Source organism: Actinomadura miaoliensis (assembly GCF_039536785.1).
Classification (GTDB): Bacteria; Actinomycetota; Actinomycetes; order Streptosporangiales; family Streptosporangiaceae; genus Spirillospora; species Spirillospora miaoliensis.
This window is the reverse complement of sequence record NZ_BAAAZG010000019.1, coordinates 1-19220: the sequence shown is the minus strand read 5'-3', so window position 1 is coordinate 19220 and position 19220 is coordinate 1. Positions and strand designations below refer to the sequence as shown.

The 19220-nt window shown below is 69.8% G+C and carries 12 protein-coding genes; all 12 read right to left on the bottom strand.

Annotated elements, in window-relative coordinates:
* Positions 1-20: 20 nt before the first annotated feature.
* Positions 21-3893, bottom strand: coding sequence for a DNA-directed RNA polymerase subunit beta' (locus ABD811_RS16010; protein ID WP_344947519.1), 3873 nt, complete (start codon positions 3891-3893; stop codon positions 21-23).
* 20 nt (positions 3894-3913) lie between these two features.
* Positions 3914-7381 carry a DNA-directed RNA polymerase subunit beta gene (rpoB, locus tag ABD811_RS16005; RefSeq protein ID WP_344947516.1) on the bottom strand — a complete coding sequence of 1156 codons (3468 nt, stop codon included), beginning with the start codon at positions 7379-7381 and terminating at the stop codon, positions 3914-3916.
* A gap of 490 nt (positions 7382-7871) precedes the next feature.
* Positions 7872-8984 (bottom strand): hypothetical protein, encoded by a 1113-nt coding sequence (locus ABD811_RS16000; protein ID WP_344947513.1) that lies wholly within the window; start codon positions 8982-8984, stop codon positions 7872-7874.
* Positions 8981-9502 (bottom strand): hypothetical protein, encoded by a 522-nt coding sequence (locus tag ABD811_RS15995; RefSeq protein WP_344947510.1) that lies wholly within the window; start codon positions 9500-9502, stop codon positions 8981-8983. Before ABD811_RS15995 ends, ABD811_RS16000 begins: the two co-directional genes overlap by 4 nt.
* Positions 9503-9560: 58 nt before the next feature.
* Positions 9561-11048 (bottom strand): MCE family protein, encoded by a 1488-nt coding sequence (locus ABD811_RS15990; protein ID WP_344947507.1) that lies wholly within the window; start codon positions 11046-11048, stop codon positions 9561-9563.
* Positions 11045-12427, bottom strand: a complete 1383-nt coding sequence (locus ABD811_RS15985; protein ID WP_344947505.1) for an MCE family protein — start codon at positions 12425-12427, stop codon at positions 11045-11047. The genes ABD811_RS15990 and ABD811_RS15985 overlap by 4 nt, the downstream gene beginning before the upstream one ends.
* Positions 12424-13767: an MCE family protein gene (locus tag ABD811_RS15980; RefSeq protein ID WP_344947502.1), complete on the bottom strand. Its 1344-nt coding sequence runs from the start codon at positions 13765-13767 to the stop codon at positions 12424-12426. The genes ABD811_RS15985 and ABD811_RS15980 overlap by 4 nt, the downstream gene beginning before the upstream one ends.
* 33 nt (positions 13768-13800) lie before the next feature.
* A complete protein-coding gene (locus ABD811_RS15975; protein ID WP_344947499.1) occupies positions 13801-14877 on the bottom strand; it encodes an MCE family protein in 1077 nt (358 codons plus the stop codon).
* Complete coding sequence (locus tag ABD811_RS15970; protein WP_344947496.1) at positions 14878-15933, bottom strand: MCE family protein; 1056 nt, start codon at positions 15931-15933, stop codon at positions 14878-14880.
* Positions 15934-16044: 111 nt separating this feature from the next.
* Positions 16045-17403 (bottom strand): MCE family protein, encoded by a 1359-nt coding sequence (locus tag ABD811_RS15965; RefSeq protein ID WP_344947493.1) that lies wholly within the window; start codon positions 17401-17403, stop codon positions 16045-16047.
* A 7-nt stretch (positions 17404-17410) separates the two neighbouring features.
* Complete coding sequence (locus tag ABD811_RS15960) at positions 17411-18259, bottom strand: MlaE family ABC transporter permease (protein WP_344947490.1); 849 nt, start codon at positions 18257-18259, stop codon at positions 17411-17413.
* 3 nt (positions 18260-18262) lie between these two features.
* Positions 18263-19220, bottom strand: a 958-nt coding sequence (locus ABD811_RS15955) for an MlaE family ABC transporter permease (RefSeq protein WP_425549413.1), incomplete at its 5' end; no start/stop codon positions are given.

The following is a 19220-nucleotide window of genomic DNA, read 5'->3' as shown; positions in this document are numbered from 1 at the left end:
CTCCGACGGCCGTGCGGCCGTTACCGGTTGTACTGGCCGAAGTCGTACTCCTCCAGCGGGACGGCCTCGCCGGATCCCTGACCGAAGGCGTACTCGGCGCCGTCGTCGTAGGAGCCGACGGAGTACACCGCCGCCTTGGCCTCCTCGGTCGGCTCGACCCGGACGTTGCGGTACTGCGGCATGCCGGTACCGGCCGGGATGAGCTTACCGATGATGACGTTCTCCTTCAGGCCCAGCAGCGGGTCGCTCTTGGCGTGCATGGCCGCCTCGGTGAGGACCCGGGTGGTCTCCTGGAAGGAGGCCGCCGACAGCCACGACTCGGTGGCCAGCGAGGCCTTGGTGATGCCCATGAGGACGGGACGGCCCGCGGCGGGCGTGCCGCCCTCGGCGACCACGTTGCGGTTGGTCTCCTCGAACAGCGGACGCTCCACCAGGTCGCCGGGCAGCAGCTCGGTGTCGCCCGACTCCAGGATGTTCACCCGCTTGAGCATCTGGCGGACGATCACCTCGATGTGCTTGTCGTGGATCGACACGCCCTGCGAGCGGTAGACGTCCTGGACCTCCTGCACCAGGTGCAGCTGCACGGCGCGCGGGCCGAGGATGCGCAGCACCTCGTGCGGGTTGACCACACCGGCGATCAGCTTCTGGCCGACGTCGACGTGCTCGCCCTCCTTGACCAGCAGGCGCGAACGCATCGGCACCGGGTAGGCGATCTCGTCGGAGCCGTCGTCGGGGACGATGACGACCTTGCGGGTCTTCTCCGTCTCGTCGATCTTGACGCGGCCGGCGACCTCGCTGATCGGGGCCACACCCTTGGGGATGCGGGCCTCGAACAGCTCCTGCACACGCGGCAGACCGTGCGTGATGTCCGCACCGGCGACACCACCGGTGTGGAAGGTGCGCATGGTCAGCTGGGTGCCGGGCTCGCCGATGGACTGGGCGGCGATGATGCCGACGGCCTCGCCGACGTCCACCCGGTTGCCGGTGGCCAGGCTGCGGCCGTAGCAGGCGGCGCACACACCGATCTTGGCCTCGCAGACCAGGGCGCTGCGGGTGCGCACCTCCTCCACACCGGCCTCGACCAGGCGGGTCAGCACCGAGTCCGACAGGTCGGTGCCGCCCGGCACGATCACCGTGCCGTCGACCTCGACGTCCTCGGCGATGGTCCGGCCGACCAGGCTGGTCTCGGAGTTGACCGGCTTGACCAGGTTGCCCGCGGCGTCCCGCTCGGCCACCCGGAACGGGATGGTGCGGTCGGTGCCGCAGTCCTCCTCGCGGACGATGACGTCCTGCGCCACGTCCACCAGACGCCGGGTCAGGTAACCCGAGTCGGCGGTGCGCAGCGCGGTGTCGGCCAGGCCCTTGCGGGTGCCGTGGGTGGAGATGAAGAACTCCACCACCGACAGGCCCTCGCGGTAGGACGACTTGATCGGCCGCGGGATGGTCTCGCCCTTGGGGTTGGAGACCAGGCCGCGCATACCGGCGATCTGGCGCAGCTGCAGCGGGTTGCCCCGGGCGCCCGACTGGATCATCATCCAGACCGGGTTGGTCTTGGGGAACGCCGCCTCCATGTCGACGGCCACGTCCGCGGTCGCCTTGTTCCAGATCTCGATGAGCTCCTGCCGGCGCTCGTCGTCGGTGATCAGGCCGCGGTTGAACTCCCGCTGCACCTTGTCGGCGCGCTTCTCGTAGGTGACCAGGATCTCCTGCTTGTTCGGCGGGACCACCACGTCCTCGATCGCGATGGTCGTGCCGGACCGGGTCGCCCAGTGGAAGCCGGTGCTCTTCAGCTCGTCCAGCGCCGCCGCCACCTCGACCTTGGGGTAGGTCTCGGCCAGCTCGTTGACGATCGCCGACAGCTGCTTCTTGCCGACCTCGTAGTTGACGAACGGGAAGTCGTTCGGCAGCGTCTCGTTGAACAGGCACCGGCCGAGCGTGGTCTCCAGCCGGTACGGCCGGCCCGGCTCGTAGCCCTCGGGCGCCTGCCAGCCGCGCGGCGGCGGGACGTCCTTGAGCCGCACCGAGATCTTCGCCTGCAGGTCCAGCTCACCGCGGTCGTAGGCCATGATCGCCTCGGCGACCGAGGAGAACGAGCGGCCCTCGCCGAGGGCGCCCTCGGCGTCGGTGGTCAGCCAGTACAGCCCGATGACCATGTCCTGGGTGGGCATGGTGACCGGCTTGCCGTCCGACGGCTTGAGGATGTTGTTGGTGGACAGCATCAGGATCCGCGCCTCGGCCTGCGCCTCGGCCGACAGCGGCAGGTGCACCGCCATCTGGTCGCCGTCGAAGTCGGCGTTGAACGCGGTGCAGACCAGCGGGTGGATCTGGATGGCCTTGCCCTCCACCAGCTGCGGCTCGAACGCCTGGATGCCCAGGCGGTGCAGGGTGGGCGCGCGGTTGAGCAGCACCGGGTGCTCGGTGATGACCTCTTCCAGCACGTCCCACACCACCGGGCGGGCGCGCTCGACCATCCGCTTGGCGGACTTGATGTTCTGCGCGTGGTTCAGGTCGACCAGGCGCTTCATCACGAACGGCTTGAACAGCTCCAGCGCCATCTGCTTGGGCAGGCCGCACTGGTGCAGCTTGAGCTGCGGGCCGACCACGATGACCGAACGGCCGGAGTAGTCGACGCGCTTGCCCAGCAGGTTCTGGCGGAACCGGCCCTGCTTGCCCTTGAGCATGTCCGACAGCGACTTGAGCGGACGGTTGCCCGGCCCAGTGACCGGGCGGCCGCGGCGGCCGTTGTCGAACAGCGCGTCGACGGCCTCCTGCAGCATCCGCTTCTCGTTGTTGACGATGATCTCGGGCGCGCCCAGGTCGAGCAGCCGCTTGAGCCGGTTGTTCCGGTTGATCACGCGCCGGTACAGGTCGTTCAGGTCGGAGGTGGCGAACCGGCCGCCGTCCAGCTGGACCATCGGACGCAGGTCCGGCGGGATCACCGGGATGCAGTCCAGCACCATGCCCAGCGGGCTGTTGCGGGTGTTGAGGAACGCCGAGACGACCTTGAGCCGCTTGAGCGCGCGGGCCTTCTTCTGGCCCTTGCCGGTGCGGATCGTCTCGCGCAGCCGCTCGGCCTCGGCGTCGAGGTCGAAGTTCTGCAGCCGGGCCTGGATGGCCGCGGCGCCCATGCCGCCCTCGAAGTACTTGCCGAAGCGGTCGCGCATCTCGCGGTAGAGCAGCTCGTCGCCCTCCAGGTCCTGGACCTTGAGGTTCTTGAACCTCGTCCAGACCTCCTCCAGGCGGTCCAGCTCGCGCTGCGCCCGGTCGCGCAGCTGCTTCATCTCCCGCTCGGCGCTGTCGCGCAGCTTGCGCTTCTGGTCGGCCTTGGCGCCGGCCTCCTCCAGCTCGGCCAGGTCGGCCTCCAGCTTCTGCTGGCGGGCCTCGACCTGGGCGTCGCGGGCCTGCTCGATCTGCTGGCGCTCCACCGAGATGTGCGCCTCCAGCGTGGGCAGGTCGCGCTCGCGGCGCTCGGCGTCCACGCTGGTGATCATGTACGCGGCGAAGTAGATGATCTTCTCGAGGTCCTTGGGGGCCAGGTCCAGCAGGTAGCCCAGCCGGGACGGGACGCCCTTGAAGTACCAGATGTGGGTGACCGGCGCGGCCAGCTCGATGTGGCCCATCCGCTCACGCCGCACCTTGGCGCGGGTCACCTCGACGCCGCAGCGCTCACAGATGATGCCCTTGAACCGGACGCGCTTGTACTTGCCGCAGTAGCACTCCCAGTCCCGGGTCGGGCCGAAGATCTTCTCGCAGAAGAGCCCGTCCTTCTCCGGCTTGAGGGTCCGGTAGTTGATCGTCTCCGGCTTCTTCACCTCGCCGTGGGACCACTGGCGGATGTCGTCGGCGGTCGCCAGACCGATGCGAAGCTCGTCGAAGAAGTTGACGTCAAGCAACAGTTTTCCCCTTGAGTTGATCAGACCTCTTCGACACTGCTCGGCTCACGCCGGGACAGGTCGATGCCGAGCTCCTCCGCGGCGCGGAAGACGTCCTCATCGGTGTCGCGCATCTCGATGGACATGCCGTCGCTGGACAGCACCTCGACGTTGAGGCAGAGCGACTGCATCTCCTTGATGAGCACCTTGAAGGACTCGGGAATGCCGGGCTCGGGGATGTTCTCGCCCTTGACGATGGCCTCGTAGACCTTGACGCGGCCGAGGACGTCGTCGGACTTGATGGTCAGCAGCTCCTGCAGGGCGTAGGCGGCGCCGTACGCCTCCAGCGCCCACACCTCCATCTCACCGAACCGCTGGCCGCCGAACTGGGCCTTACCGCCCAGCGGCTGCTGCGTGATCATGGAGTAGGGGCCGGTCGACCGGGCGTGGATCTTGTCGTCGACCAGGTGGAGCAGCTTGAGGATGTAGATGTAGCCGACCGAGATCGGGTCCCTGTACGGCTCGCCGGTGCGGCCGTCGAACAGCCGCGCCTTGCCGCCGGGGCCGACCATGCGGCGGCCGTCCCGGTTGGGCAGAGTGCTCTCGATCAGCCCCGTGACGTCGTCCTCGCGGGCACCGTCGAACACCGGCGTGGCGGTCTTGGTCCACGGCGGCGCCTCCTCGGCGCCCAGCTCCCGCAGCGCCCGCTTCCAGTCGGCGTCGTCGCCCTCGATCTTCCACCCCTGGCTGGCGACCCAGCCGAGGTGGGTCTCCAGCACCTGGCCGACGTTCATACGGCCGGGCACGCCCAGCGGGTTGAGGATGACGTCGACCGGGGTGCCGTCCTCCAGGAACGGCATGTCCTCGACCGGCAGCACCTTGGAGATGACGCCCTTGTTGCCGTGCCGGCCGGCCAGCTTGTCGCCGTCGGTGATCTTGCGCTTCTGCGCGACGTACACCCGGACCAGCTCGTTGACGCCCGGGGGCAGCTCGTCGCCCTCGTCGCGGGAGAACACCCGGACGCCGATGACCTTGCCCTGCTCACCGTGCGGCACCTTCAGGGAGGTGTCGCGGACCTCGCGGGCCTTCTCACCGAAGATCGCGCGCAGCAGCCGCTCCTCGGGGGTCAGCTCGGTCTCACCCTTCGGGGTGACCTTGCCGACCAGGATGTCGCCGGGGACGACGTCGGCGCCGATGCGGATGATGCCGCGCTCGTCGAGGTCGGCCAGCACCTCCTCGGAGACGTTCGGGATGTCCCGGGTGATCTCCTCGGGGCCCAGCTTGGTGTCGCGGGCGTCGACCTCGTGCTCCTCGATGTGGATCGAGCTGAGCACGTCGTCCTGCACCAGGCGCTGGGACAGGATGATCGCGTCCTCGTAGTTGTGCCCCTCCCAGGGCATGAACGCCACCAGCAGGTTCTTGCCGAGCGCCATCTCGCCGTTCTCGGTGCACGGACCGTCGGCGATGACCTGCCCGGCCTCGACCCGCTGCCCCTCGTCCACGATGGGCTTCTGGTTGAAGCAGGTGCCCTGGTTGGACCGCTTGAACTTGGCGACCCGGTAGGTGGTGCGGGTGCCGTCGTCGTTCATCACGGTGACGTAGTCGGCGGAGACCTCCTCCACCACGCCGGCCTTGTCGGCCAGGATCACGTCGCCGGCGTCGGTCGCGGCGCGGTACTCCATGCCGGTGCCGACCAGCGGCGACTCGCTGCGCAGCAGCGGCACCGCCTGGCGCTGCATGTTGGAGCCCATCAGCGCCCGGTTGGCGTCGTCGTGCTCCAGGAACGGGATCATGGCGGTGGCCACGGAGGTCATCTGCCGCGCCGACACGTCGATGTACTGGACCTCGGCCGGCGGCACCAGCTCGACCTCGCCGCCCTTCTTGCGGACCAGCACGCGGTCCTCGGCGAAGGTGCCGTCCTCGGTCATCGGCGAGTTGGCCTGCGCGATGACGTAGCGGTCCTCCTCGTCGGCGGTCAGGTAGTCGATGTCGTCGGTGACCCGGCCGTCGACCACCCGGCGGTACGGGGTCTCGACGAAGCCGAACGGGTTGACCCGGCCGAAGGCGGCCAGCGAGCCGATCAGGCCGATGTTCGGGCCTTCCGGCGTCTCGATCGGGCACATGCGGCCGTAGTGCGACGGGTGGACGTCGCGGACCTCCATGCCCGCGCGCTCACGGGACAGACCGCCCGGCCCCAGCGCGTTCAGGCGCCGCTTGTGGGTCAGCCCGGCCAGCGGGTTGGTCTGGTCCATGAACTGCGACAGCTGGCTGGTGCCGAAGAACTCCTTGATGGAGGCGACGACCGGCCGGATGTTGATCAGCGTCTGCGGCGTGATCGCCTCGACGTCCTGGGTGGTCATCCGCTCGCGGACGACCCGCTCCATACGGGCCAGGCCCAGCCGGACCTGGTTCTGGATCAGCTCGCCGACGGTGCGCAGGCGGCGGTTGCCGAAGTGGTCGATGTCGTCGACCTCGATCGGCACCGGCACCACGCCGACGGTGGCCTCCTCCTCGCCGGCGTGCAGCCGGACGAGGTACTCGATGGTGGCCACGATGTCGTCCTCGGTCAGGGTCCCGGCGTTCATGTCCAGGTCCAGGCCGAGCTTCTTGTTGACCTTGTAGCGGCCGACCTTGGCGAGGTCGTAGCGCTTGGGGTTGAAGTACAGGTTCTCCAGCAGGGTCTGCGCCGACTCCTTGGTCGGCGGCTCGCCCGGACGCAGCTTGCGGTAGATGTCCAGCAGCGCGTCGTCCTGGCCGGAGGTGTGGTCCTTCTCCAGCGTGACGTTGATCGACTCGTAGCCGCCGAACCGCTCGCGGATGCGGGCCTCGTCCCAGCCCAGCGCCTTGAGCAGCACGGTCACCGGCTGCTTGCGCTTGCGGTCGATGCGCACGCCCACGTTGTCGCGCTTGTCGATCTCGAACTCCAGCCAGGCGCCGCGGCTGGGGATGACCTTGCACCCGTAGATGTCCTTGTCGGACGCCTTGTCCAGGGCGCGGTCGAAGTAGACGCCGGGCGAGCGGACCAGCTGGGAGACCACCACCCGCTCGGTACCGTTGATGATGAAGGTGCCCTTGGGCGTCATGAGCGGGAAGTCGCCCATGAACACCGTCTGGCTCTTGATCTCACCGGTGGTGTTGTTGATGAACTCCGCCGTGACGAACATCGGGGCGGAGTAGGTCATGTCCTTGTCCTTGCACTCCTCGACGGAGTACTTGGGCGGCTCGAAGCGGTGGTCCCGGAACGACAGAGACATGGTCCCGGAGAAGTCCTCGATGGGACTGATCTCCTCGAAGATCTCCTCAAGGCCCGACTGCGTCGGGACACTCTTACTACCGGCCTTCTGGGCCGCCTCGACCCGGGCCTTCCACCTCTCGTTGCCCAGCAGCCAGTCAAACGAGTTGGTCTGCAGCGCGAGGAGGTCCGGGACTTCGAGCGGCTCCTTGATGCGCGCGAAGGAGACGCGGTGCGGACCGGTTGCGGTATTCGAGGCGTTGCGCGAGGCTGCCAAGAGTGGTCCTTCCGAGGGCTCGCGGCGTAACAGATGACGCGCACGCCAGACGATCCAGGTACCGGACACCCGAGCAGACCGCCCGCAAGCGGGACATGACGGGGATGTTCAGCACATGGATAGTCAGAGGGCAGCGCAAAGGGGCAGTGTAGCCGACCACCACACCGCATGCAAGTCTAGCGCCGCTGTATGCATCACAGTTGCCATGGAGCATCGCTCCTCAGCGGCCCCGAGTCAAGAGCGGACTTGGACTTTTCGGGCTCTGACCTGCAGTGAGGAAGGCCATAGTTTAGGATTCGGCCCCCTACCCGCCGGTAGCCCGGCGCGTCCGCGCCGCCCGGGGTCCTGATCGGCGATCCAGGAAACCACCGAGCCCGGCCAAGAGCAAACTCGCGCCCCGCGGAGGCGGGGCGCGTCAGGGGTGCGGAAACCGGGGGCCGCGGCCGGGCGCGTCGGCCGGGCGCGTCGCCCGGTCCAGGCGGGTCCCGGGTCAGAGCATCTGCAGCTCGGAGACCAGCCAGCGGTCGCCGATCTTGCGCATGACCAGGCGCATCGAGAACTGGCTCGGCGTGCGCTGGCCGCTGCTGCCCTTGGCGGTCTGCTGGTTGAGGAACACCAGCGCGACGGCCCGGTCGCCGTCGACGCTCTCCACGGCCGTCTTGACCGCGGTGCCCTCGACCACCGCCTGCTGCTGGGTGGCCGACGTCCGCACCGTCCCGGTCAGCCGCTGAAACTCGGTCCTGAACTCGCCGGTGGTCTGCCCGGTGGCCCGCTTGAGGTCGGCGTCGATCGTGCGGAAGTCGTACGACGACAGGTCCTCGGCGGCCCGCGACGCGGCGAACTTCACCTGGTCGGCGGCCGCCTCCTGGTCACCGGCCCGGTTCACGGCCAGCACCAGCCACGCCAGCCCCACCACCAGCGCCACGTTGACGGCGATCAGCGCGTACCCGGGCGCACCGGCGGACGCCACCGCCCCGACGAACCGCCGCGCCCGTCCAGGGGCGCGTTCGTCCTCGTCGTCGTCCTCGTCGTCCTCGTCGTCCTCGTCGCCGTCGTCTTCCTGCTCGGCGTCGGCCTCGGCCTCGGTCGTCTTGGTCTTGGTCGCCTTGGCCTTGGTGAGGACGGGCTTGTCCTCGTCCTCGGCCTCGTCCTCGGCCTCCTCGCCGTCGGCCTCGGCGGCGTCGGTCTCCTGAGACCCGCTCTTGTCCGTCTCCTCGGCGCTGTCGGCGTCCTCGGCGCCCTCGGGCGTGTCGTCGCCGGCTTCGGAGTCGCCCTTGTCGTCGGACGCCTCAGCGGGCTTCTCCGGCTCGTCGGACGCCTCGGAGCCGTCCTCGGCCTCCGGGGCGTCCTTGCCCTTCGACTTGGACTCGGCCTTGGACTTGGTCTTGGTCTCGACCTTGGTCTCGGTGTCGGCCTCGGCCTCATCCCGCTGCTCGGCCTCCGCCTGCTCGGCCTCCGCCTCGGCCGCCTCGCGGGCCGCGCGTTCGGCGGCCTCGGCGGCCTCGCGGGCCTTGCGCGCGGCCTCCTCGGCGCGCTGCCGGGCCTTCTCGGCCTTCTTGGCCTTCTCGGCGGCCTCGCGCTTCCTGCGTCCGAGCATCGTCATGGGACAATCCCGAAGTTCGAGACGAGCCAGCGCCCGTCGGTACGGGTCAGATCCATCGAGTAGCGGTAGTACCGGGGCGCGCCCTGCGGCACCTTCGGGCTGGTGGTGGTCGACGTGATCGCCACGATGACCTCGGCGGAGTCGCCGTCCATCGACACCACGCCGGCGCGCACCTGCTGCACCTGGGACATCGACTGGTTCTTGGTGGCGACGTCGGCGACGGTCTTGGCCTGGGTGGCCCACTGGTTGCGGATGTCGCCGGTCAGCCCCGCCAGCACCCGGTCGATGCCCTTCTGGATGTCGCGGTAGTCGAGGCTGGACAGGTTCACGGCGGTCTGCCGGGCGGCCTGGGTGGCGGCCGCGCGCCGCTTCTCCTCGTCCTGGGCCTGCCAGTACCGGTAGCCGAACACCCCCGTCGCCACGGCCAGGCCCACGGCCAGCACGCCGAGCACGGTCAGGGTGGTCCGGCGGCCGCGCGACGCCTTGGCGTCGATCGCGTCGGTCGCGCCGTACCTCATCGCGTCGCCTCCTTCACAGGGATCAGCCCGGCCTCGGTGGTCGGTACAGGCTCGGTGGTCAGTTCAGCCCAAGGGGGCCCAGCAGGAGCATCTTCCAGCCCGCCTCGCCGAGCAGACGCTGCTGGCCGCCCGTCCAGCCCATGCCGTAACGCTTGCCGTCCGGCCCGTAGACCCATCCGGTCGATGGATCGTACCCGGCGAGTTCCACGCGGGTGGGGCCGAGCGGGACGGAGACGGCGCTCTGGGGCTGGACGCCGGGGTCGTCCCCAGCGGCCCGCTTGGGGTCCTCAGTTTTCTTCTCCTCGCCGGACGCCTTGCGCGCCCCCTCCGAGCCGCTGGAGCCGCCGTCCGCGCCCCCGGGCGGGAACCCGGCGCCGTCGGTGGCGCCCGCGGGGACCTTCGGGTACGGGCGGATGGCGTCCTTGGGGAAGTTGCGGGTGCCGCGGACGACCTTGTCCGAGTCCGTGGGCTCCTTGCACCCGGCCGTCAGCGGCGGCTCCTTGGGCCCGGTGAACTGCGGCCAGCGCCGCTGCGTCACCTCGTAGCCCTTGGTGCACGGCGCCGGGGCGTTGATGTTGAGCACCAGGCCGAGGTGCTGGGTGCCGTCGCCCGGCGTCACGGTGAACGCCCCGGCCACGGCGATCGGGTACAGGATGAACAGCGACCGCAGCCCGTCCTGGCGGGACGCGATGACCTGCCCGGTGCTGGTCATGTTGGCCAGCAGCACCGGCAGGGTCGGCGCCAGGCCGTCGATCGTCGCGTCGAGCTGGCCGACCGCGGGCGGGGCCGCGTCGATGGTGGAGCGCAGGGCCGGGTCGTCGCGGCGCAGCTGGGTGGTGAGCTGGTTGAGGTTGCGGGCGAAGGCGCGGATGTCGGCGCCCTGGGCGCGCTGGGTGTCCAGCACGGTGCGGCTGTTGTCCAGCAGTTCCTTGGTCGCCGGGTACGCCTCGTCGGCGGTCTTCAGCAGCCGGTCGGTGTCGTCCAGGATCCGCTGCAGGTCGGCGGCGGAGCCGGAGAACGCCTTGTCCAGCTCGTCGACGATCGTGCGCAGGTTCTCCGGCCTGAGGTTGTTGCGCTCGATCAGGGTGTTGACGTTGCGCAGCAGCTCGGCGGTGGACACCGGCAGCCGGGTGTTCTGCCGCGGGATCGTGTACGGGCGGCCGTCGACGTAGTCGTGCAGGTAGGGACGGCCGTTGCGGGCGGGTTGCAGGTCGATGTACTGCTCGCCGACCGCGGACCGGTTGGCCACCACGGCGACCAGCCCGTCGCGCGGGATGTCGCGGCCCCGGTTCAGCTCCAGCTTGACGCGGATGCCGTCCCGGGTGAGCTGGATCGGGCCGACCCGTCCGACCGCCACGCCGCGGTAGGTCACCTCGGCGCCGGTGAACACGCCGCCGGAGTCGGTGAGGTCGACGTAGGCGGTGTACTGCCGGTCGAACACCTCGCGGCCCAGCCCGATGTAGTTGACCGTCACCACGTACACGCCGATCACGGTGATGACCGCGAAGACCAGCAGCTGGATCTTGACGCCCGGTTTGAGGATCACGACAGGCCCCCCGTCATCAGGGTCTCCAGATCGCGCTGTTGCGGGGCCATCGCCCCCGGCCGGTTCTGCCCGTCGCCCGGCTGCCCGTCGCCCGGCTGCCCGTCGCCCGTCCGGCCGCCGTTCTGGCCGTTCTGGCCGCCGTTGCCGGGGGCCGGGAGTCCGGGCAGCCCGCCGCCCCCGCCTCCGCCGCCGGTTCCGGTGCCGCCGGGCAGCTGCGGCAGCACGCCGAGCGGCGTCTGCGGCAGCGTCACGTTCGGGACGGTGAGCATGTCGCGCATCCGGCGGCCGCTGCCCGCCAGCTTCTCCAGCTCGGTGCCGCCGAACAGGTTGTGGGCGATGCTCTCGAAGTCCAGGTCGACGGTGAGCCGGACGTTGCCGTAGTCGCCGCGGATGACGTTGCTGAAGGTGGGCGGGAACGGGAACGTCAGCAGGGTCTCCAGCGACTTGGGCAGGTTCTCCCCCGCCTTGTTGAGGTTGCGCAGGATCTCGTCGATGTCGCGCAGGTTGGCCACCAGGTCGGCGTGCGACTTGTTCAGCACGTCGGTGGTGGTGCGGCTGAGCTTGTCCAGGCTGACCAGCATCTTGGTCAGGTCGGCGCGGTTGCGGCGCAGGACCTCGATGGCCGGGCCGGTGCGGTCGGCGGTCTCGGTGATGGTGCGCCGCTCGGCCGACAGCTTGGCCGACAGCCGGTCGATGCTGTCCAGCGCCCGGGTGATCGCGGCGCGGTTGCGGTCCAGGGTGCCGACGAAGGTGTCGACGCGGTTCAGCACGGACCGGATCTGCGGCTCGCGGCCGCTCATCGCCGCGTTCAGCTCGTGGGTGATCGTGGAGATCTGCTCCAGGCCGCCGTTGTTGAGCAGCATCGACATCGCCGACAGCACCGTCTCGACCTCGGTGCCCTGCCGGGTGCGCGACAGCGGGATGACGTCGCCCGAGCCGAGCTCGCCGCGCGGCGCCTCGGTCGTCGGGTTGGCCAGCGCCACGAACTTCTCGCCCAGCAGGCTGGTCTGGTTGATGGTGGCGACGGCGTTGTCGGCCAGTTTCACGTCCCGGCGCACCTTGACGGTGACCACCGCGTGCCAGCCGCCGGGGCCGCCCGCCAGGTCCACCTTGTCGACCTTGCCGACCGACACGTCGTTGACCTTCACCACCGACTGCGGCACCAGGTCCAGCACGTTCGAGAACTCGATCTTGATGGTCCGGGGGTCGGAGCCCAGGTCCGGGCCGCCGGGCAGCGGGATCGAGTCCACACCGCGGAACGAGCAGCCCGACAGCGCCGCCGCGGCGGCCAGCGCGACGGCGCCCAGCCGCCGGACGGCCGCGGCGCCCGTCCGGCCGCCCGGACGGGTCGCGTGCTCGTCGGCTCGCCGCCTGTTCATCGGCCACCTCCTGGCAGCAGGGCCGTGAAGTCCTTGCGGGGGTCCTGCCGGGTGCCCGCCCCGCCGGCGTTCTGACCGCTCTGACCGTTCTGGCCGTTCTGGGCGTCGCCGGCACTCGCGGCCTTGGCGTTCTTGGACTTCTTCGCCTTGGACGACGTGCTCGACGTGCTCTTGGTCGAGCCCGCGCCCGCGTTGGGGCCGTAGGCGTCCGGCGGGATCGGCTCGGGGTCGTAGTGCGTGGTCAGCGCCGTGATCCAGGACAGGTCCAGGCTCAGCCCGCCGAGCGCCTTGCCGATGCCGTTGTAGGGGGTGACGAAGTCCAGGCACTGCTTGGCCGGGGTGCCGACCGAGTAGGCCAGCGAGCACACCCAGTCGGCCAGGTTGTCGAACTGCAGGAAGTTCACCCGGTTGTGGATGGTGCCGCTGATCGGGTCGTAGGCGCGGCCCACGTTGTTGATCGCCAGCGGCGCCGCGACCAGCAGTTCGGCCAGGGCGTCCTTCTCCTTGACCAGCACGCCGGTGATCTGCGCGAGCTGCCGCACGTTGTCCGACAGCTGCTCGCGGTTGTCCTTGACGAACCGCTGGACGTTGCGCAGCGTCGGGCCGAGCGTGTTCAGCGCCGCGCTCAGCTCCTCGCGCTCGGCCGCCAGCTGCGCCGACACCCCGCTGAGGTGCCGGTTGAACTGCCTGACCTGCGCGTCGTTGTCCTTCAGCGCGCGGGTGATGATCCGCAGGTTCTCGATGGTCTGCGCCACGTCCTCGCGGTCCTCGCTGAGCGTGCCGAGCAGCTCGGAGGTGTCGGAGATCGTCTGCCGGATGTCCTCGCCCTGGCCGTCCAGGGTGTCCGCGCCGACCTGCAGCAGCCGCGACAGCGCGCCCTGCGAGTTGGCGCCCTGCGGGCCGAGCGCCTTGGACAGCTCGTTCAGGCTGGAGCCGACCTGGTCGACCTCGACGGGCACCTGCGTGCGGTTGACCGCCAGCGTCGTCCCGTCGGCCATCACCGCGCCGCCCTTGTAGACGGGGGTGAGCTGCACGTACCGGTCGGACACGAGCGTCTGGTTGACGATGACGGCCTGGGCGTCGGCGGGCACCTTGTACTTGGCTTCGTAGCGCATCTTCACCCGCACCGAACCGCCGACCGGGGTGACCTCGGTGACCTTCCCGACGGGGATGCCGAGGATCCGCACGTCGGCGCCGGGATACAGGCCGACCGTCCGGGTGAAGTACGCCGTCAGGTGCTTCTGCTCCGGCTCCCGCAACACCGACAGGAGCACGGCCGCCAGCACGGCGACGACGAGGACGACGCCGCCGAGGCGGAGGATGGTTCCTTGGTTACGCACGGATGCCTGCCTGGTGCTCGCTCACGGGAGGACTCACGGGAGGAACGGCAACACGCTGTTGCCCTGCCGGTTGCCTGACTGCCCTGGCCGACCCCCCTGCTGCGTGCCGGTGCCGCGCTGGGCGCCGTTGCCGCCGTTCTGCGCCGGCGGGTTCTGGATCGACGCCGGGATCGGCAGCAGGTTCTGCAGGTAGGCGTCGAACCAGCGGCCGCTGCCCGCGACGTCGGCGAACTGCCGGGCGAACGGCGCGTACAGCTGGAGCATGCGGTCCAGGTTCTCCTGGTTGCGCAGCAGCACCTTGTTGACCCGCTCCAGGTTGGCCAGCATCGGCTTGAGCTGCGCCTCGTTCTCCTTGATCAGCGCGTTCACCTGCTGGGTCAGCGCGACCGTGTTGACCAGCAGCTGGTGGATCACCGCGCGGCGGGCCTGCACCTCCTGCAGGATCTTGTCGCCGTCCCGCAGCAGCTTGACGAAGTCCTGGTTGCGGTCGGCCAGCAGCTGCGAGACGTCCTTGGCGCGGTCGGCCAGCTCGTGCAGTTCGTCGTCGCGGGACGCGACCGTGTGCGACAGCCGCCGCAACCCCTGTAGCGCCGCCCGGATCTCGTCCGGGGAGTTCTCGAAGGTGTCCGACAGCACGTCGAACGACTTGGCCAGCTGCCGGGTGTCGATGTCGTCGACCCGCTGGCTCAGCTCCCCGATCGCGGGGACGACCTCGAACGGGGTGCTGGTGCGTGCGCGCGGGATGTGCTTCAGCCGTCCGGTGCCGTCCGGCTTCAGCTCCACGTAGTGCGCGCCCAGCAGCGTCTTGATCTTGATGGCGGCCGTGGTCTTCCAGCCCAGCCGCACCTCGTCGTCCACCCGGAAGGTGACCTTGACGTGGTCGCCGTCCAGCTCCAGCTCGGTGACCTTGCCGACCTTGACCCCCGCGATCCGCACCTCCTCGTCGGGCTTGAGCCCGGCGGCCTCGGCGAACGCCGCGGTGTACGTGCGCTGCCCGTTGACCAGCGGCAGGTTCTCCAGGTTCAGCGCCACCAGCAGCGCGACGGCGATGACCGCGAACGCGGTGAGGCCGATGGGGACCGGGTTGCGCTCCCGGAACGGGATCCTCATCTACTTGCACCTCGCGTTCTCGTTCACGATCGCCGGGGTCTGGTAGACCGGGCCGCCCGGCAGCCGCACCCGCGCGTCGAGGCCGCAGAGGTACATGTTGAACCACGACCCGTAGGAGGAGATGTGGATCAGCCCCTCCATCCGGTCCGGTGTTTGCTTGAGCGCCTTGTCCAGGTCCTTCTCGTTGGCGTTGAGGGTCGCGGTGAGCCGGCGCAGGCCCGCGATGTCGTCGCGCACGTCGGGACGCACGTCCTTGAGCAGCGCCGCGGTGGTGGAGCTCAGCCCGTTCAGCGCCGCCACCGAGTCGAAGATCGCGTCCCGGTCCGCCGCGACGCCGCTGACCAGCCCGCGCAGGTCGACGATCAGCTTGTTGATCTCGGTGTGCCGCGAGTCGATCGCGCCCAGCACGTTGTTCAGGTTGGTGATCACACTGCCGATCACCCGGTCCCGGTCGGCCAGCGTGTTGGTCAGCGACGCCAGGTGCGCCAGCAGGCTGTTGACGGTGCCGGACTCGCCCTGCAGGACCTGGACGATCTCCATGGCCAGCTTGTTGACGTCCTGCGGCTCCAGCGCGCGGAACAGCGGGCGGAACCCGTTGAACAGCGCCGTGAGGTCGAGGGCCTCCTCGGTCTTGGCGTCGGGGATCACCGCGCCCGGCCGCAGGAAGCCGTTCACCTGGCCCGGCTGCTCCTGGCTCAGCGACAGGTACCGCTGCCCCATCAGGTTGCGGTAGCGCAGCTGCACCCCGGTCGACTCCGGCAGCCCGGCCCGCAGCGCTCCCTCGCGCTGCACGCTGAACGTGACGAGCGCCTTCATCTTCCCGCCGTCGGAGCGGTCGGAGTACAGCTTGACGTCCTCGACCTGCCCGACCCGCACCCCGGCGATCCGCACGTCGTCGTTGGACAGCAGCCCCGTCGCGTCGGAGAACACGGCCTTGTAGGTGCGCGTGTCGGCGAAGCGCACGTTGGAGATCGTCATCGCCAGCACGCCGGTCGCCAGGGACGTGAGGACGACGAAGATCCCCAGCTTGATCGCGGCACTGGTCGTCCTACCCACGGCCACGCTCCCCTCCAGCAACGCTCACTTGACCTGCCCCACTGGGGGACGCCCCCCAGACCCCCGCGAGGTCGGTCAAGCGATGCTCACTCCGCTGGCGCTCCGCTGCGCTCACTTGACCTCCACCACCGCTCCGTCCAGTAGCGGGCCGAACAGGAGCTGGGCCGCGTCGGGGACCTGGTCGGACGGGGTCCGGGTGAGCGGGCCCACCATGGCCTTGACCTTCTCCGTGTCGCTCATCTGGGTGCCGGGGTCGACCAGCACGCCCGAGGCGGCCCGGCCGCGGGTGCCATGGCCCGGGGGCAGCGGCTGGTTCGGGTCGTGCGGGTCCTTCCACCACAGGTCGTCCTGTGTGCCGTCCAGCGCCAGGTAGTCGGGGAAGGGGACCTTGGGGTTGGGCAGGTTGTAGCAGCGCGGCCCGCGCTGGTCCTTGGCCTCGGGCAGGTCCAGCGGGTTCTTGTAGCCCGGCCGCGGCTTGATGATCTCGATGGTGAGGTTGAACGTCGGGGTGCGGCCGCCGCCCGCCTCCTCGGCGCGCGGCTTGAGCTTCATGATCCCCTCGGTCACGCAGGGCAGCGAGGGCGAGTACCGGGCGATCAGCGCCAGACCGTCCCGGCTGGCGATGTTGAACCCGATGATCTTGGGGCCGTTGGTGCGCATGAACCGGTCGCCCTTGGTGGAGAAACCGGTGATCTGCGGGATGAGGTCCTCGATCGTGCCGCGCTTCTGCGTGATGGTGTCGCTGGTGACGTTGATGTTGCGCAGCGTCCGCAGCAGGTCCGGGGCGGCCTGGTCGTAGACGTCGGCGGTGTCGGCCAGCGCCCGCAGGTCGTAGACCAGCGTGCCCAGCTCCGGGTTGATCTTCTTCAGCAGCGCGTCGGCCTGCTCCAGGTTGCGGCCGATCTGGTCGCCGCGGCCCTGCAGCGCGGTGGCCAGGGCGTTCAGCGTGGCGTTCAGCTTGGCGGGCGGCACCGCCTCCAGCAGCGGCAGCAGGTTGTCCAGCACCTGGTCGATCTCCACCGCGGCCTGCGAGCGGTCCTGCCGGATCACCTGGCCGCCGCGCAGCCCGACCGGCCCGGGCTGCGCCGGGATCTGCAGGTCGACGTACTTCTCGCCGAACAGCGTCTTGGGCAGCAGCCGCGCCTGCACGTTGCGCGGGATCAGCTTGGCCTTGTCCGGGTCGATCGCCAGGTCGAGGATCGCGCCGTCGGACGTGGCGCGGGTGCCGCGCACCTCCCCCACGATCAGCCCGCGCACCTTGACGTCGGAGCGGGGCAGCAGTTGCAGCCCGGCCCGCTCGGCGTCCACCTTCACCCGGACGACGGGGGTGAGCGCCTTGTTGAACAGCGCCACGGTCAGCGCCAGCAGCAGCACGATCACCACCAGCATGGACAGCCCGAGCAGCCGGTGGCGGATCTTCTGCGACATGCCGCCGAACGGACGCGACGGGCTCTGCGGAAGGGACGTCATCGCCGGCTCACCCCGCGATCCGCACGGTCGTGGTGGCGCCCCAGATGGCCATGCCGAGCAGCAGGTCCGCCACGTTGATGACGACGATGCTGGTGCGCACGGCGCGGCCCACCGCCACGCCCACCCCGGCCGGTCCGCCGCTGGCGTTGTAGCCGTAGTAGCAGTGGATCAGCATCACGAGCATCGAGAAGACGATCACTTTGCCGAACGACCAGAGGATGTCGTACGGCGGTAGGAAGAGATGGAAGTAGTGGTCGTAGGTGCCGGTGGACTGCTCGTAGAAGAGCGTCACGATCAGCCGGGTGGCGCCGTAGGAGGCCAGCAGGCCCACCACGTACAGCGGGATCACCGCGATCATCCCGGCCAGCAGCCGCGTGGTCACCAGGAACGGCATGGACGGGACGGCCATGACCTCCAGTGCGTCGATCTCGTCGGAGATCCGCATCGCGCCCAGCTGGGCGGTGAACCCGCAGCCCACCGTGGCCGACAGCGCCAGCGCCGACACCAGCGGCGCGATCTCGCGCGTGTTGAAGTAGGACGCCACGAACCCGGTGAACGCGGCCGTGCCGATCTGGTTCAGCGAGTTGTAGCCCTGCAGGCCGACCTGGCTGCCGGTGAAGAACGTCATGAACCCGACGATCACCACGCTGCCGCCGATCACCGCCAGCCCGCCGGTGCCGAGGCTGACCTCGGCCAGCAGCCGCAGCACCTCGGTGCGGTAGCGGCGCAGCACGCGGAACACCCACGCGAACGCCCGCGCGTAGAACGACAGCTGGTGCCCGAAGTCGTCCAGCCGTTCCAGCGGGGCGTTGACCACCCGGGAGACGGCCCTGCCCGTCTTGCCTGGCGCGGCCATTGCCTACATGCCCTTCTGCGGGACGAACTGGAAGTACAGGGTGGAGATCAGGAAGTTCTCCAGGAACAGCAGCATGAACGTGATGACGACGGTCTGGTTGACCGCGTCGCCCACGCCCTTCGGGCCCCCCTTGGCGTTCAGCCCCTTGTACGCCGCGACCAGCCCCGCGGTGATGCCGAACACGAACGCCTTGATCTCGGCCTGCACCAGGTCGGGCAGTTGCGCGATGGCGTTGAACGAGGCCAGGTAGGCGCCCGGCGTGCCGTCCTGCAGCAGGACGTTGAAGGTGTAGCCGCCGACCAGGCCGACCACCGACACCAGGCCGTTGAGGAACAGCGCGACGAACGCGCAGGCCAGCATGCGCGGGACCACCAGGCGGTGCAGGGGGTTGATGCCCAGCACCTCCATCGCGTCGATCTCCTCACGGATCTTGCGGGAGCCGATGTCGGCGCACATCGCCGAGCCCGCCGCGCCCGCCACCAGCAGCGAGGTGACCAGCGGGCTGGCCTCGCGCACGATCGCCACCACCGCGGTCGCGCCGGTGAACGACTGCGCGCCCAGCTGCCGGATCAGCCCGCCGACCTGCAGCGACAGGATCCCGCCGAACGGGATCGCCACCAGCATCGTCGGGATCACGGTGACCGAGACGATGAACCAGGACTGCTGGATGAACTCCCGCCACTGGAACGGCCACACGAACATCGCCCGGAAGGTGTCCAGGCACAGGGCGAAGAACCGGCCGGGCTCCTTGACGGCGACGTTGACCGCGCCGTCCCCGACCTTGCGGAACACGTCGGAGGCGCCGTTCTTGGTGGTGCCCTCTCGCTGGTTCGCGCCGATACCAGGAGACGACATCAGGGCCGGCCTCCGGGGGGTGGCGAGGTGGGCGGCGGCGGCCAGGCGCCGGGGGGCGGCGGCGCACCCGCGCCGGGCGCGCCGGGCTGCGCGGGCGGCGCCGGCT

What these genes read in the sequence shown, in the direction of transcription:
- ABD811_RS16000 (WP_344947513.1), bottom strand. Translation starts at nt 8,984, where the DNA reads ATGACGATGCTCGGACGCAGGAAGCGCGAGGCCGCCGAGAAGGCCAAG.
- ABD811_RS15995 (WP_344947510.1), bottom strand. Translation starts at nt 9,502, where the DNA reads ATGAGGTACGGCGCGACCGACGCGATCGACGCCAAGGCGTCGCGCGGC.
- ABD811_RS15985 (WP_344947505.1), bottom strand. Translation starts at nt 12,427, where the DNA reads ATGAACAGGCGGCGAGCCGACGAGCACGCGACCCGTCCGGGCGGCCGG.
- ABD811_RS15975 (WP_344947499.1), bottom strand. Translation starts at nt 14,877, where the DNA reads ATGAGGATCCCGTTCCGGGAGCGCAACCCGGTCCCCATCGGCCTCACC.
- ABD811_RS15965 (WP_344947493.1), bottom strand. Translation starts at nt 17,403, where the DNA reads ATGACGTCCCTTCCGCAGAGCCCGTCGCGTCCGTTCGGCGGCATGTCG.
- ABD811_RS15960 (WP_344947490.1), bottom strand. Translation starts at nt 18,259, where the DNA reads ATGGCCGCGCCAGGCAAGACGGGCAGGGCCGTCTCCCGGGTGGTCAAC.